The sequence below is a fragment of the Thermoanaerobacter brockii subsp. finnii Ako-1 genome (genome assembly GCF_000175295.2).
GTDB classification, from domain to species: domain Bacteria; phylum Bacillota; class Thermoanaerobacteria; order Thermoanaerobacterales; family Thermoanaerobacteraceae; genus Thermoanaerobacter; species Thermoanaerobacter pseudethanolicus.
Window position 1 is genome coordinate 286,044 of record NC_014964.1, and the last position, 15,017, is coordinate 301,060.

The 15,017-nt window shown below is 32.2% G+C and carries 12 protein-coding genes, 3 tRNA genes and 1 pseudogene; 15 read left to right on the forward strand and 1 reads right to left on the reverse strand.

Annotated features, from left to right (window positions below; genetic code table 11):
* Positions 1 to 3: 3 nt before the first annotated feature.
* A complete protein-coding gene (locus THEBR_RS01300; protein WP_003868288.1) occupies positions 4 to 1,623 on the reverse strand; it encodes a putative manganese-dependent inorganic diphosphatase in 1,620 nt (539 codons plus the stop codon).
* A 77-nt stretch (positions 1,624 to 1,700) separates the two neighbouring features.
* Between THEBR_RS01300 and yabQ the strand changes: the two genes are divergently transcribed.
* The 15 genes and pseudogenes from yabQ (at position 1,701) to THEBR_RS11970 (ending at position 14,910) form a co-directional block, all read left to right on the forward strand.
* A complete protein-coding gene (yabQ, locus tag THEBR_RS01305) occupies positions 1,701 to 2,177 on the forward strand; it encodes a spore cortex biosynthesis protein YabQ (protein WP_003868289.1) in 477 nt (158 codons plus the stop codon).
* Between the two features lie 68 nt (positions 2,178 to 2,245).
* Positions 2,246 to 2,533, forward strand: a complete 288-nt coding sequence (locus THEBR_RS01310) for an FtsB family cell division protein (RefSeq protein WP_012268946.1) — start codon at positions 2,246 to 2,248, stop codon at positions 2,531 to 2,533.
* An 87-nt stretch (positions 2,534 to 2,620) separates the two neighbouring features.
* Positions 2,621 to 3,043: a S1 domain-containing RNA-binding protein gene (locus tag THEBR_RS01315; RefSeq protein WP_012268947.1), complete on the forward strand. Its 423-nt coding sequence runs from the start codon at positions 2,621 to 2,623 to the stop codon at positions 3,041 to 3,043.
* 79 nt (positions 3,044 to 3,122) lie between these two features.
* Complete coding sequence (locus THEBR_RS01320) at positions 3,123 to 4,028, forward strand: Ppx/GppA phosphatase family protein (RefSeq protein WP_003868292.1); 906 nt, start codon at positions 3,123 to 3,125, stop codon at positions 4,026 to 4,028.
* A 97-nt stretch (positions 4,029 to 4,125) separates the two neighbouring features.
* Positions 4,126 to 4,215, forward strand: a tRNA-Leu gene (locus THEBR_RS01325).
* A 4-nt stretch (positions 4,216 to 4,219) separates the two neighbouring features.
* Positions 4,220 to 4,296, forward strand: a tRNA-Met gene (locus THEBR_RS01330).
* A gap of 7 nt (positions 4,297 to 4,303) precedes the next feature.
* Positions 4,304 to 4,380 (forward strand) — tRNA-Met (locus tag THEBR_RS01335).
* A gap of 121 nt (positions 4,381 to 4,501) precedes the next feature.
* The gene (locus THEBR_RS01340; protein ID WP_012268949.1) at positions 4,502 to 5,728 is read left to right on the forward strand and encodes an ROK family transcriptional regulator; all 1,227 of its coding nucleotides are present in this window, start codon (positions 4,502 to 4,504) and stop codon (positions 5,726 to 5,728) included.
* 124 nt (positions 5,729 to 5,852) lie between these two features.
* Entirely contained in the window at positions 5,853 to 7,142 is a 1,290-nt protein-coding gene (locus tag THEBR_RS01345) for an extracellular solute-binding protein (RefSeq protein WP_009052235.1), read from the forward strand.
* Positions 7,143 to 7,208: 66 nt separating this feature from the next.
* Positions 7,209 to 8,156, forward strand: a complete 948-nt coding sequence (locus tag THEBR_RS01350; RefSeq protein ID WP_012268950.1) for a carbohydrate ABC transporter permease — start codon at positions 7,209 to 7,211, stop codon at positions 8,154 to 8,156.
* Positions 8,157 to 8,171: 15 nt separating this feature from the next.
* Positions 8,172 to 9,005: a carbohydrate ABC transporter permease gene (locus THEBR_RS01355; RefSeq protein ID WP_012268951.1), complete on the forward strand. Its 834-nt coding sequence runs from the start codon at positions 8,172 to 8,174 to the stop codon at positions 9,003 to 9,005.
* 39 nt (positions 9,006 to 9,044) lie between these two features.
* On the forward strand, positions 9,045 to 10,877 hold the full coding sequence (locus tag THEBR_RS01360) for a glycoside hydrolase family 66 protein (RefSeq protein WP_012268952.1): 1,833 nt from the start codon (positions 9,045 to 9,047) through the stop codon (positions 10,875 to 10,877).
* A gap of 17 nt (positions 10,878 to 10,894) precedes the next feature.
* The gene (locus THEBR_RS01365; protein WP_012268953.1) at positions 10,895 to 11,986 is read left to right on the forward strand and encodes a glycoside hydrolase family 15 protein; all 1,092 of its coding nucleotides are present in this window, start codon (positions 10,895 to 10,897) and stop codon (positions 11,984 to 11,986) included.
* A gap of 4 nt (positions 11,987 to 11,990) precedes the next feature.
* Complete coding sequence (locus THEBR_RS01370; RefSeq protein WP_013570773.1) at positions 11,991 to 13,676, forward strand: glycoside hydrolase family 66 protein; 1,686 nt, start codon at positions 11,991 to 11,993, stop codon at positions 13,674 to 13,676.
* A gap of 395 nt (positions 13,677 to 14,071) precedes the next feature.
* Positions 14,072 to 14,910 (forward strand): annotated as a pseudogene (locus tag THEBR_RS11970) (IS3 family transposase).
* Positions 14,911 to 15,017 lie beyond the last annotated feature (107 nt).

Genomic DNA, 15,017 nt, shown 5'->3' on the forward strand with positions numbered 1-15,017 from the left:
ACTTCAGTGGGTGTTTATCGCTTTAACAAGGGGTGGTAATACTTGTTTTTTTCTAGATATGACATAAGGCAAATAAAAGCTGTTGTTTTTTATTTCAACGTTAAAAGCCCTTTGTAACAGCTCTTTGTTGTTTCCTACAAAAAGTATTTCAGATCCCTCATTTATTATGTCTGTCAACATAAGCAATAAAATGTCGTAGTCTTTGTCTTTTTTCACTTTTTCCATAAAGCTTATAAGCTGTTGTTTTAATTCTCCTGCATCTGTAAGAGTGTTTACCTGTCCTATGCCGATTTTATAATTATTTATTGTAAATTCTTTAAAATCTGTATAAAATATTTCTTCAACAGTTTTCCCTTCTAAAGAGGTACCTGCTTTGAACATTTCAGTTCCAAACTCATTTATGTCTATGTTGGCAATTTCTGCAAGTTTCTTAGCTGCTCTTACGTCTTCTGGTGTGCAAGTAGGAGATTTAAATACAAGAGTATCTGATAAAATAGCAGCGCACATTATTCCCGCTATTTTTGGTTCTGGAATTAGCCCTTTTTCTTCAAAAAGTCGATTTATAATTGTAGCAGTAGAGCCTACTGGATGGTTTCTAAATAGTATTGGTTGCTCTGTTTCTATCGTCCCAATCCTGTGATGGTCAATTATTTCTAATATTCTTGCTTGTTCTATTCCTTCAACTGCTTGCGAAAATTCATTGTGATCTACCATTATGACGTTTTTTCTTTCGTAGTCTAAAATATGTCGCCTTGCAAGTAGTCCTACAACTTTTCCTTCTTCATCGACAACTGGAAAGTTGCGGTATCTATATTTTAACATTACTTCTTTTACATCATCAATATAATCGCTGACTCTAAATGTTAATAGGTCTTCTTTTTTTATTACATATGATAATGGTATACTTTGGTTTAATAATTTAACAGTGTCAAAAGTATCTGGTACAACTTTTATAATTGTTACTTTGTATTGTTTAGCTAGTTCAAGAATTTTTTCTGAAATTCCGTTATTGCCAGTAATTATGAGAGCTTTTATTCCTTGTTGAATTGCAGCTTGCTGTATATCATCTCTGTCTCCAACGATTAAGATATCTCCTTTCTTTATTCTTTTTAATACATTTTCTTTAGACATTGCAGCTACTAAAATGTCTCCTTCAAGATAATCTACATATCTTAAAATTTCTTCTCCTTTCAAAGTAGCTAATATATTGTCAATAGGAATTTTATATTTAGATAATTCATGAGAAGAGGAAAGATATGCCTTTGCCAAATCTCCTACTGTTGCAATTCCTATTAATTTGTTTTCATTATCTACTACTGCTATTGTTCTAATGTTTTTTTCCATCATAGCGTTCCATGCTTCAAACATGGAGGTGTTTTCTTTAAAAACAAGAGGTTTATCAAATTTAATGTCTTGTACTTGAGTATATACATTTTCAATAAAAATAGGCTCTTCTACTCCAAAATAGTCTAATACAAATTTTGTCTCTCGGTTTATAGGACCTAATCTAACAGGTATAGCATTTATACCTTCAGATATGCGCTTTAGATAGGCATAAGCAATAGCTGAGCAAATAGAATCGGTATCTGGATTTCTATGTCCGGAAACATATACTGTTGTCATGATGCATCGCCCCTATTTTAGTTTCATTCTTATTGCAATGGATAAATATAATATAACAAGAAAAGGAGGGTATGTAAATGGTAATAACAATACAAAATCAAGTTTATGCATTTTTAGTAACAGTATATGGTGGTTTTGTGCTGGGATTTATATACGATATTTTTAAAGTAACAAGGCGAGTTTTTAGGCTTAAAAAAACTTTTTCTAATATTGCCGATATTATATTTTGGCTTTTTGGGACAATTACTATGCTTTATTTTATGTATATAAGCAATTACGTTGAAATCAGGTTTTATAGTTTTTTAGGATTTGCAATTGGAGTTATTCTTTATTATGTGTTACTAAGTTATTTCATCACCCAAGCTTTAATTGGAATTTATGAATTTACAATAAAGTTTTTAAAAAAGATGGCAGAGATTATTATATACCCTGTTAAAATAGTAGTCAATTTTTTTATTGTTCCTTATAGGTTTACAAGAAAAATTTTAACTTTGCCTGGTGCTTTTCTAAAAAATAATTTAACCCATTTTAAGATTTTTAAGAGGAAAAAATAAAGGATTTTTTAAAGAAATGTCGAATAAAAATAATAGATTAATCCGCATTGTGAAAGTAGGTGTTTTGAGTGAAAAAACTAAAGAAGATATTGTTTTTTGCCTTTATTGCATATGTTGCCTTTACTTTTTTTCAGCAGCAAGTAGCATTAGAGAAACTTAATAATAGGTATAGGGATTTGAAAAATAAAGAAGCTGCAGTAATAAAAGAGAATAAGTATTTAAATGAATTACTTCACCAGATGAATAGTGAAAGTTTTATTGAAAATGAGGCAAGGCAAAAATTGGGGTTGGTTAAAAAAGGAGAAATAATTTATGTAGATATTTCAAAAACTAAGACACAAGAGACAAAAAAGTGATTTCGAAAAATTTATCTTGAAATATTTTGTATTTTAATATATAATGAACTCATTAATAAAATTTTTAGAGGGAGGATCTTTATTTATATGCCATTTGAGGTTGGAGATGTTGTTGAGGGCACTGTGTTAAACATCACAGATTTTGGAGCATTTATTCAGCTACCAGAGGGAAAAACTGGGTTGGTGCATATTTCGGAAGTTGCTAATACCTATGTAAAAGACATTAGGGAGCATTTGAAGGAGCATGATAAAGTAAAAGTAAAAATATTGTCCATGGATGCTAATGGAAGAATAAGTTTGTCAATCAAAAAGGCTTTGCCTAAAAATAATAAAGAAAGAGATCCAAAGGATTTTGTATGGCAGAGCAATAGGAATTATAATACTAATAGTTCTTTTGAAGAGAGATTGCTTAAGTTTTTAAAGGATTCAGACGAAAGACAGCAACAGCTGCGAAAGAATTTTGATTCCAAGAGAAGAAATACTGGCTATAGAAAAAGCAATGGATATTAACTTCGGGTTATGCCCGAAGATTTTTCATAAGCGAAGGAGAAATTTTACAGGTTTTTACCTGTGATAGTTGGGGGTTATTATGAGAATTTGTGCGATTGATATAGGGACAAATTCAATACGCCAACTTATATGTGACATAGATAATGAAAATATAAACAAGATACAAAAAGACGTTGAAATAACTCGATTAGGGGAAGGAATATCTAAAACGGGGAAGTTAAATAATAATGCGATACAGAGAAGCATTGAAGTGATTGAACGCTTTGTGAAATTGGCCCAAGAAAAAGGCGCAGAAGTTATATATGCTTTTGCAACATCTGCGATGAGGGATGCTAAAAATAAAGATGCTTTTTTTGAGCAAATTGGAAAACTTGGGCTAGAGGTAGAAATCATAGATGGAGAAACAGAGAGCTTGTTTGGATATATGGGAGCGGTGATGGGGGTTAATAAGGAAAATGCACTGGTGTTAGATATAGGAGGAGGAAGTACTGAATTAGCATATAAAGGTAGAGAATTTGTAAAAGAAAGTTTCGATATTGGGGCTGTGAGGCTTACTGAAAAATTTATTAAAAATGACCCTCCTACAGCTGAGGAATATGATGAAATCAGGTTGCATATAATAGATACAATGGTAAATTCCATTAATAAGTACAAAGAAGTTGAAAATGTCATCGGCATAGGGGGAACGATAACAACTCTTGCTGCTGTTTCTCAGCAATTGGAAATTTATTCTCAAGAAAAAGTTCATGGCTATCAGCTAAAAAAAGAAGAAATTAAGAGGATTTTAGATAAATTTATGTCTGTTACATTGGAAGAGCGGAAAAAATTTTTTGGATTGCAACCACAAAGGGCTGATATAATAATTGCGGGAACTGCTATATTACTGACCATATTAGAAATGCTGAGTTTCAAAGAAATAACCGTTAGTGAGTGGGATAATTTAGAAGGAGCAGTCCTATATAAATTTCGGGAATTTAAGTTATGAAAATGGAATTTTCATTTGAAGTTGCAAAAGTGGATAAAAAAACTATTGACTTAGAGATATAGATATAATATAATAAATACTGTCTCAAGGAGATGAAGCCGGAGTGGCGGAACTGGCAGACGCACAGGACTTAAAATCCTGCGGGCCCTAAAAGCCCGTACCGGTTCGAGTCCGGTCTCCGGCACCAATGTCGCGGGGTGGAGCAGTCCGGTAGCTCGTCGGGCTCATAACCCGGAGGTCGTAGGTTCAAATCCTACCCCCGCAACCAAAAATATGGCGGCGTAGCTCAGTTGGCCAGAGCATGCGGTTCATACCCGCAGTGTCGGTGGTTCAAATCCACTCGCCGCTACCAATTTCTTCCATAAAAACTATTGTTTTTTATATCCTATCAAAGTAATGTGTGGATATTTTTTTAATTAAAAATACTTGATTCAGTGAAAAAAGTATGTTATTATATATACAGGTGATGGCAAATGAAACTAAGGATAGGAAACAAGGAACTTATAAAAGATATTAATCGCTCTTTAGTAATAAATGAAATAAGAATGAACGGACCTATTAGCCGTACTGATATTTCAAAAAATCTTAATTTAGGATTATCTACTGTTACAAACATTGTTGAAGAATTAGAAAACCAAAATCTCGTTCATGAAGTAGGAGAGGCTGATTCTACAGGTGGAAGAAAACCTATTCTTTTGGAATTTAATTATAATTACGGATATATTATAGGCATTAAAATTGAGGAGAATAACTTGATATTTGCTTTGACAAATCTTAAAAGTGAGATTATTGAAAAGAGAGTTGTACCATTTAAAAAAGGGACAAATAGTAATACGGTATTAAACATGGTGGTTGAAAACATAGAAAAATTAATTACAAAGATTCCTTATAACAAAAATTTGATGGGTATAGGAGTCGCAGTTTCTGGTTTAGTTGATCAACAAAAAGGAAAACTTATATATTCTGGTATGTTAAATTGGAGCAATGTTGAAATTGGTAATATTTTAGAAAATAAATTTAACGTTCCTGTATACATTGATAATGACGTGAATGCCTATACATTAGCTGAATTGTGGTATGGACATGGAAGAGAATTAAATAATTTTATAGTGGTAACTTATGGTTCTGGTATTGGTTCAGGAATAGTAATTAATAAAAAATTGTATACTGGTGATTTTGGCGGTGCTGGAGAAATAGGACATATGGTGTTGGTTGCTGAAGGCAGAAAATGTGAATGCGGACAAAGGGGTTGCTTGGAAGCATATGCTTCAGAAGATTTCATAGTAGATTATATTAGAGATAATATAAAAATGTATAGTGAAAGTAAAATAGATTTAACAGAAGATTTATCTATTGAAAAAGTCTATGAATATGCAAAAGAAGGAGATATGCTTGCGATTGATGTATTAAGGTTGTCTGCAAAATATTTGGGGTATGGTTTATTAAGCGTGATAAATCTATTAAATCCATCAACAATAATTCTTGCAGGAGAAGGAATGATTGCTAAAGATATTATTTTACCTGTTATAAATGATATTGTAAAAAATAATTTTTTCAAAATGCATGAAAAAAAAGTACAGATAAAAGTATCTGAACTTGGAGATGAAGGATGGGTGATTGGTGCTTCAACATTAGCGATTAGCAAACTTTTTGAAATACCTTTGTATGAAGGGCAAGATAATGCATTAACAGTATTTTAAGTGAGTTTAATTAATTTATTTTTAATACTTCATTCACTGAAAAAAGTTGAAGGGAGGGGTAAAGGGAACAAATTAAATAAATATTTGACTTATAGATTTGATTAATAAAAGGGGGAAATTTAGAATGAGTAAAAAGATGATAAGTGTTTTAGTAGCAGCTATTTTGGTTTTGACATTTGTACTGCCAGGGTGTGGTTCAAACAGTAGTACGAAGCAATCTACTGATAATACCTCTGCAAACGATACACAAAAAGTAGAACCTGTTACAATTGAATTTTGGCATACTTTCAGTGATACGGAAGATAAAATTTTAAATGAGCAAATTATCCCTGATTTTGAGCAGAAATATCCCAATATTAAAGTAAAAGCTACACGAATGCCTTACGATGGATTAAAACAACAAGTAATATCAGCAGTTGCAGGTAATGCAACTCCAGATGTAATGAGGATGGATATAATTTGGGTACCAGAATTTGCGAAATTGGGTGCACTACAACCGGTGGATAACCTTGAGGGTTTTGATGCTATAAAAGAAAAAGCATTTAAAGGACCTATGGAAACTAACTATTTCAATGGTCATTATTATGGAATTCCTCAAGATACAAATACTAAGATAGCAATATATAATAAAACGTTATTACAACAAGCAGGATTAACAGAACCGCCAAAGACTTTTGATGAACTTGTTGCAGCTGCGGAAAAAATAAAGGGAAAAGATAGATGGGGTATAGCAATCAGTGGAACAGGACCTTGGGGAATTGCTCCTTATTTCCTTTCATTAGGTGGTAAAGTTACTGACGACAAATATACAAAAGCTACAGGATATTTGAATAGCCCTGAAAGTGTAGCTGCGTTGCAGAAATTACTAGATTTATATAATAAAAAATTAATTGGACCTTGCATTTTAGGAGGACAGCCAGACACGTGGGGTGGTATGAAAGGTAATAATTATCTCATGATTGACGATGGCCCATGGTTTTACAGCATACAAGGAGATGCTGCAAAGCAATCTACAGTACCTGCTTTATTTCCGCAAGGACCTGGAGGAAGCATATCAGTTGTAGGCGGTGAAGACCTTGTTTTATTTAAAACTACTAAACATCCTAAAGAGGCATGGATATTTATGAAATATATGTTTTCTGAAACACCTCAGAAGTTGCTGGCAAAACAAGCAGGGCTTATACCAACAAATATGGATGTAGCTAATTCACCTGAGGTAAGTGGTGAGCCGATTATTAGCCTTTATGTTGAACAATTAAAAACTGCATGGCCAAGGACACCAAGTCCAAATTGGGGTAAGATAGACGAAACTTTAGGTCAAGCCTTTGAGAAAGTATTTAGAGGTAAAGCAACACCTCAACAGGCATTGGATGAAGCTGCAAAACAAATAGATGAATTTTTGCAAAATAATTAAAATTAGTTTTGTAAGAAGGATTAGGAGTGTACTCTTAATCCTTCTTACAAAAAGGAGTTGGATTCAATGTTATCACAGCCTATATTAGAAAATAAAAGTAAAAATAACAAAAAGAATAGCCATTTTAAGCAAAAATTTAAAGAATGGTTTGAGGTTTTGCCTTTTATAGGATTAGGGTTAGTTTTATTATCTGTATTTGTTGTTTATCCACAAATAAAAAATATTTATATGGCTTTTACAAATTACAATATAATGCCAGGGCAACCCAGTGAGTTTGTAGGGTTTGCAAATTTTATGAGAGCGTTTCACAGTGAAAAATTTTGGTTAGCTTTTAGAAATACGGTTTTATATGGAGTTGTTACAGTACCTGGTCAAATGGCGATAGGGCTTATTGTTGCAGTTTTAATTAACAATGTAATCAAAGGGAAAAATTTATATAAAGTTATGATATATATACCTGTAATTACTTCCTGGATAGTTGTTTCATTAATTTTTAAATATTTATTTACAGATGGTAAAGAAGGTCTAATTAATTATGCATTGTTGAAGCTACATTTAATTTCTAATCCTATTTCCTGGCTTCAGAATACATGGACAGCTAACTTTGTAATCTGGGTTCTTGGCATATGGAAGGGTATAGGATGGGTAATGGTTATATACTTGGCAGCACTTCAAGGTATACCAAATGAGCTGTACGAAGCTGCTGAAGTAGACGGGGCTAACCCTGTTCAAACGTTTTTTAAGATTATTATACCGTTAATAAAACCTACCACTTTTTTTATATTGATAAATCTAATTATAGGTGCATTTGGAGTATTTATACAAGTTATGATGATAACAAATGGTGCTCCACTTGGTACAACGGATGTGCTTTTGAATTATATGTATAATAGGGCGTTTTCAGATTTTGAATTCGGATATGCATCTGCAATTAGTGTAATAATTGGTATAGTAATTATGGCTATAACTTTGTTACTAAAAAGACTCTTGAAGTATGATGAGTTTAATTATTAAAAAGGGGCAATATTTATGGTTAAAAGCAAATTTGGTCAATTTATTATTCATATTTTGCTATTGATTTGTTCTGCTGCCATGGTTATTCCTTTTATGTACATGGTAGCTACAGCTTTGACACAAGATACGTATGTTATGCCATATCCTCCTATTTTGATACCAAAATCTTTATACTTAGGCAATTTTATAGAGGCGTGGAATGCTAACAATTTCGAAAGATACTTTTTAAATAGCTTATTTCTCGCAATAACGAATACAATATTGTCTCTCTTTATTTCTACCTTATCAGCATATGGGTTTGCAAGGTTCAATTTTCCTGGCAAAAATTTAATTTTTAATATCTATCTTTTTACAATGATGGTACCAGGAGTTTTAAACATTGTAGCACAATATACGGTTATTAATGGAATGCATCTTGTTGACACATATACAGGACTTTTACTCCTATATGTAGGAGGAGGAATTGCAGGAAATACATTTTTTTTGAAGGGCTTTTTTGAACAGATACCAAGAGAATTGGAAGAGTCAATTATTATTGATGGAGGTTCTAGGTGGACTATATACAGACACATAATACTGCCACTTTCAAAACCTGCATTAGCAACTTTTGCAATTTTTGCTTTTTCAGGTACATGGGATGAGTTTTTCACTGCATTGACACTAATAAAGACCCCAATAAAAAGAACATTGCCCATTGCGATAAGAATGTTTCAGGGACAGTTTGCAACAAAATGGGGACTTGTATTTGCAGCATCATTGATAGCTGTTATACCAATAATTTTAATATTTATCATATTCCAAAAGTATTTTATAAGGGGAGGTATCCAAGAAGGAGCTTTGAAAGGTTGAGCATAATAGAGTTTCATAAATATGGGAGAGGATTAAAAATTGAGTAAAAAGATTATTGCGTTAATATTAATAATATCAACTGCTATATTTGGAGCACTCTACATGTATAGAAATATTTTTAGTTTTAAAGATGACAATAATATAGTAGCTTTAACAAAAGGCAAACTAATAAGCGATGTATATACAGATAAAGCAAGATATTATCCAAGTGATAAAGTAACCGTAAAGATAGAATTGAATAATGAACTACAAGAAGATTTTCGTGGAACGATTTATATTTTTTATAAACATCTTGAGAGTATTGTGGGGAAAGCAAAAATACAAGTAAATATAAAAAGTGGTCAGAAAAAACAATTGAATATATTTTGGGAAGCTCCGAAAGATGATTTTAAAGGATATTTAGTGGAAGTCTATGCCGTAAAAGGAAATAAAGCAATAGATAACAAGAATACTGCTGTGGATGTTTCTTCTGATTGGTCAAAATTCCCAAGATACGGATATATAGCTAATTTTCCGGAACAGAGCAAAGAAAAGTCTGCCCTTATTATTGAAGACCTTAATAAATATCATTTAAACGGATTATTGTTTTATGACTGGCAATACAAACATAACAAGCCGTTAGCCGGGACAGTTGAAAACCCAGATCCAAAATGGAAAGACATAGCAAACAGGGATATCTATGGCCAGACAGTTAAGGACTACATTGAACTTGCTCACTCTAAAAACATAATGGTTGCAAATTATAATCTTATGTATGGAGGATATTTCGATTATGTAAAAGACGGGGCGAAACCAGAGTGGGGTCTTTATAAAGATCCCAATCATGAAGAACAAGATAACCATCCACTTCCACATACATGGGCGACAGATAGATTGTACCTTTTTAATCCTGCAAATAAAGACTGGCAAAACTACATTTTTAATGCTGAAAAAGATGCTTTTAGGGTTTATAACTTTGATGTATGGCATGTAGATACATTAGGGCCAAGAGGTATGGTTTATGACTACAACGGAAATCCAGTAGAACTATCTTTTACGTATGCAGATTTTCTAAACAATGCGAAAAATGCATTAGGGAAAAGAATAGTATGCAATACTGTAAATGAATATGGTCTTATTAATGTTGCGTCTGGTGCTGACGTAGACTTTTTATATGTGGAAATTTGGCCGCCGGCAAGAGCTCATTATAACTTTTTAAAACAAACTGTCGATAATGGATATAATTATTCTGATGGCAAGAAAGCTACTGTTGTAGCTGCGTATATGAATTATGGCATTGCAGATAGAAGTGCTGAATTTAATAAACATAGTGTAAGACTTACTGATGCTGCAATATTTGCTGCTGGTGGCGACCATATTGAGCTTGGTGATACGGGAATGCTTTCAAAAGAGTATTTTCCGTCAGCAAATTTAAAAATGTCGGAATCACTTGTAAAAGCTATGAGAAATTACTATGACTTTTTAACAGCATATGAAAATCTGTTAAGAGATGGGCTTAAAGAATCAGATAACAAAATAGAGATACCTGGAATTGAGATAAGTAACAATGGTTCAGCACGAACAGTATGGACATATGCGAAACAAAAAGATGGGTATGATGTTATACACATGATAAATTTACTTGGTATTGAGGTTTCGAACTGGAGAGATGATCTAGGGAATTATAGCGCGCCACCTATAATAAAAGATTTTAAGGTGAAGTATTACTTAGAGAATGATAATATTAAAAATGTTTATCTTGCTTCACCAGATATTAATGATGGTAAGGTTATGAAACTTCAATTTAAAAAGAAGGAAGATAGTAAAGGTAAATATCTGGAAATATCTGTTCCTGAACTGCAATACTGGGACATGATATTTATTAAAAAATAATTTTTGGAGGAATTGAAATGGAGAATTTGGTAGAAAAGAGTATTAAAATTATTAAAAATAATCAATCAGAATATGGTTCATTTGTAGCATCACCTTCATTCCCAACATATCATTTCAGTTGGTTGAGAGATGGCAGTTTCATTGCGTATTCTATGGATTTAATGGGTCAGTATGCTGAAGCAGAGAAATTTTATCGTTGGGTAAATGAAGTGATAATAAGATATAGTTATAAAGTGGATAAAATTATAGAGAAAATAAAAAATGGCAATAAACTTGAACCGAATGACTTTCTTTATGCGCGATATACGCTGGAAGGTTATGAAGAGAAAGATAGTGGATGGGGTAATTTTCAACTTGATGGATATGGCACATGGCTTTGGGGATTATCAGAACATATAAAAATTACAGGTAAGACGGAACTCATAAATGATTTTTTCAAAAGCATAGATATTACAATTAAATACATTGATAATTTATGGTATTATCCTAATTTTGATGTATGGGAAGAAAATAGTGATAAAATACATACCTCTACGCTAGCATGCCTTTATGGGGGACTTAATTCTATAAACAAGTATTTAAATGATGATAAAGTTAAAGAATTAGCGAATAAAATAAAGACCTATATTTTGACAAACTGTGTTGTTGAAAATAGTTTTGTAAAATACGTAGGAAGCAATAGTGTTGACAGTAGTTTGATATGGCTGGCAATACCTTTTGAAGTAGTTGATGTAAATGATGAGATATTTCTAAATACAATTAAAAGAATAGAAAAAGAACTTTTACACAATGGGGGAATGCACCGCTATAGAAAAGATACTTATTATGGTGGCGGCCAATGGATATTGTTATCTGCATGGATGGGGCTTTACTATTGCAAATCAGGTGATTATAAAAAAGCGGAAGAAGTAAAAAAATGGATAGAAGAGCAAGCGGATGAAAATGGATATCTGCCAGAACAGGTACCTTATCATTTAAATAATGAAGTTTATTATCCCTATTGGGTTAATAAGTGGGGTAATATTGCAAAGCCATTATTGTGGTCACACGCTATGTATTTAGTACTTGACTATGAACTTAAAAAGGCAGGTGTACAACTTGAGGATTAAAGATGTGTATCCGTCAAAATCACAATATAGGCCTGGTGAAAAAGTTGAAATTATTGCAACATTTGAGGTAACGGATGATTTAGGTAACTATACTGTATCGTGTACTGTTTTAAATTTTTATGACATACTTTATAAAACAGAAAAAGAATTAAAATTGCATGACGAAAAAGTTGTTTTTGAGTTTAATATAGAAAAAAACGAAAAAGAAATGATGGGCTTTGGGGTTGAAGTGGATTTGTACAGGAATAATGAAAAGATTAACAGTTTATCAACATCGTTTGATATTACCGAGTCATGGAAATTAGCACCGAGATACGGTTTTCTATCGGATTTTTTTGATAGAGATAAAAACGATGATAAAGATTTAGTACAGTTGAACAAATATCATATAAATGTAGTACAGTTTTATGACTGGATGTATAGACATCATGAACTGTTACCCCCGACTAATAGTTTTGCTGATCCTCTTGGTAGGAATTTGTCAATTGATGTGGTAAAACAGAAAATTGATTATGCTCACAAATTTGGTATGATGGCTATTGCTTATGGTGCTGTTTATGGCTGTGAAAAGGAATTTTATGAGGAGCATAAAGTTTGGGCACTGTATAAAAATGATGGAACTGTTTTTGATCTTATAAATTTGATTTACATTATGGATATATCAAAGAAATGTGGATGGCATGATCACATAATATCTGAATTTTTAAAGGCCATTAAATTTGGATTTGATGGTATACACATGGACCAGTACGGTTTCCCCAAAGAGGCATTGAGTGTTACTGACCAGGTTAAAAAAATAAGAAAGCTAAGGGACGAATTTACTGTTTTAATAAATGATACAAGGGAGTATATTGAGAAAAACGGATATAAACCTGCCTTAATTTTTAATGCTGTAAATAACTGGCCTATTGATACAGTAGCAAGTGCAAAACAAGACGTTGTATATATAGAAGTATGGCCTCCAAATGATACGTATCAGGATTTATATAATTTAATTACAAATGCGAAAAAATATGCTCCTGATAAGCAGGTTATTCTTGCAGCATATATGGAGCCTTTTTCAAAGAGGTCAAATATACCGATAGAATATGCAGAAAATGCTACAATTATGGTGATGGCTACAATATTTGCAAGCGGTGGTTTTCACCTTTTGCTTGGTGAATTAAACGGCATATTAACAGAGGCCTATTACCCTAATTATACAACAATAGACAGTGAAAGATTTATTAGAGAGTTAAGAGACTATTATGATTTTATTGTAAGATATGAAGAATTCTTATATGATTTTAACATTGTTGATAATACCATGACATATACTGGAGGAATAAATACTGAGTATGTTTTTAAAGGTACAAAGTTTTCACCAAAAGCTGAAAAGAATAGTGTATGGACTCTGGTAAAGGAAAAAGAGGGATATAAAATAATACATCTTGTCAACTTTACTGGAGTACAAAGCATGAAATGGAATGAGGGCAAGGAGATAAGGCCCAAAATTATAAATAATATTGAAGCTACTGTACTTGTAGCAGAAAGTGTAAAAGGTGTATATTTAGCATCACCAGACATTGATTCTGGTAAACCGAAGAAACTGGATTATGAATATGTACCTCATGAACATGGGAAAGCTATTAGATTTGTTATACCAGAATTAAGAGTTTGGGATATGGTTTATATAGTTTGTGAGAGTTAAACTAATGTAATATTGTTTAATAATGGATAAATATGATATATTGAGCTATTTACCACCTTTATAGTTAGTTTTTTAGCTTTAATTACTTTAGTTTTAACTGCAGGGTAGGGAAAGGTTCAATCCATTTTTACACAATTATATAAAGTTAACTAATAAATAGTAAATCATATTTAGCTATTATGTTTAAAAAATAGGAATATATAGAATATTTTAGGATCAAAATTATGTAGCTATTAGTACATCTTAAAGTTGGACGCTAAACTAGAAGCTGGGTTTGCACCTAAATTTATGTCTATATAAAGTATTTCATGGAGAATTGGTGTTAGTATATTATTGTAGACACTTTAACTCGAACAGGATAAAATAAAAATATAAAGAGAGGAAGTGTCTACAAAATGCCAAGAGGACAAAGAAAATATAATGATGAATTCAAGAATACTATAGTAGAGTTGTATAACCATGGTAAAAGTCTATCAGAGCTTTCAAGCGAATATGGCATCTCAAAATCCACAATATCAGGTTGGTTAAAAAAAGCAAAACCAATAAATATAGACAACAAAGGCACAACAATTACAGTAGAAGAATATCAGGCTATGTTAAAGAAGATGGCAAGACTTGAAGAGGAGAATGAAATATTAAAAAAAGCCATGGCCATATTCGAAAAGGAGTAAGCTCTATATTTGAGTTTATTGAGGAAAATAAAAAATATTATGATGTTAAATAAATGTGTGAAGTTTTAAAGGTTTTAAGGAGCTCCTATATAACGCATATTTACACTGTCAAGGACAAATGGTGTTACCTTGCCACAGTAATAGATCTTTATACCAAGAAAGTCATTGGCTATGCGTTTTCTAAAACGATGGATACAGAGCTTGCTATTCGTGCTGTAGAAAATGCCTATAATGCTCAAAAGCCACAGGGAAAGCTTATACTCCATAGTGATTTAGGTTCACAGTATACAAGCACCAAATTTCAAGAATATATATTATCCAAAGGTAACATAAAACACTCATTTAGTCACAAAGGATGCCCTTATGATAATGCATGTATAGAATCTTTTCATGCTTCTTTAAAAAAGGAAGAAGTAAATTTAGCTACTTACTATGATTTTGATACTGCCAGACTTGCTATATTCGAGTATATTGAATCCTGGTATAATAGAAAGAGACTACATAGTAGTATAGGGTATATGACTCCGCAACAATTTGAGGTTTTGATTAAAAAGTCAGCATAAAAATTTCGAGTTTTTGTGTCTACTATATTGACATAAATCCACATAAATCCAATTCCGCCAAGCAAGTTTTACAAAGAAATTTTACGAAACAATGCGAGCCGAGGAGT

Bases quoted from the DNA above. Each gene is read 5' to 3' on its own strand.
- THEBR_RS01350 (WP_012268950.1), top strand. From the start codon at position 7,209: ATGTTATCACAGCCTATATTAGAAAATAAAAGTAAAAATAACAAAAAG.
- THEBR_RS01345 (WP_009052235.1), top strand. From the start codon at position 5,853: ATGAGTAAAAAGATGATAAGTGTTTTAGTAGCAGCTATTTTGGTTTTG.
- THEBR_RS01315 (WP_012268947.1), top strand. From the start codon at position 2,621: ATGCCATTTGAGGTTGGAGATGTTGTTGAGGGCACTGTGTTAAACATC.
- THEBR_RS01355 (WP_012268951.1), top strand. From the start codon at position 8,172: ATGGTTAAAAGCAAATTTGGTCAATTTATTATTCATATTTTGCTATTG.
- THEBR_RS01365 (WP_012268953.1), top strand. From the start codon at position 10,895: ATGGAGAATTTGGTAGAAAAGAGTATTAAAATTATTAAAAATAATCAA.
- yabQ (WP_003868289.1), top strand. From the start codon at position 1,701: ATGGTAATAACAATACAAAATCAAGTTTATGCATTTTTAGTAACAGTA.
- THEBR_RS01320 (WP_003868292.1), top strand. From the start codon at position 3,123: ATGAGAATTTGTGCGATTGATATAGGGACAAATTCAATACGCCAACTT.
- THEBR_RS01300 (WP_003868288.1), bottom strand. From the start codon at position 1,623: ATGACAACAGTATATGTTTCCGGACATAGAAATCCAGATACCGATTCT.
- THEBR_RS01340 (WP_012268949.1), top strand. From the start codon at position 4,502: ATGAAACTAAGGATAGGAAACAAGGAACTTATAAAAGATATTAATCGC.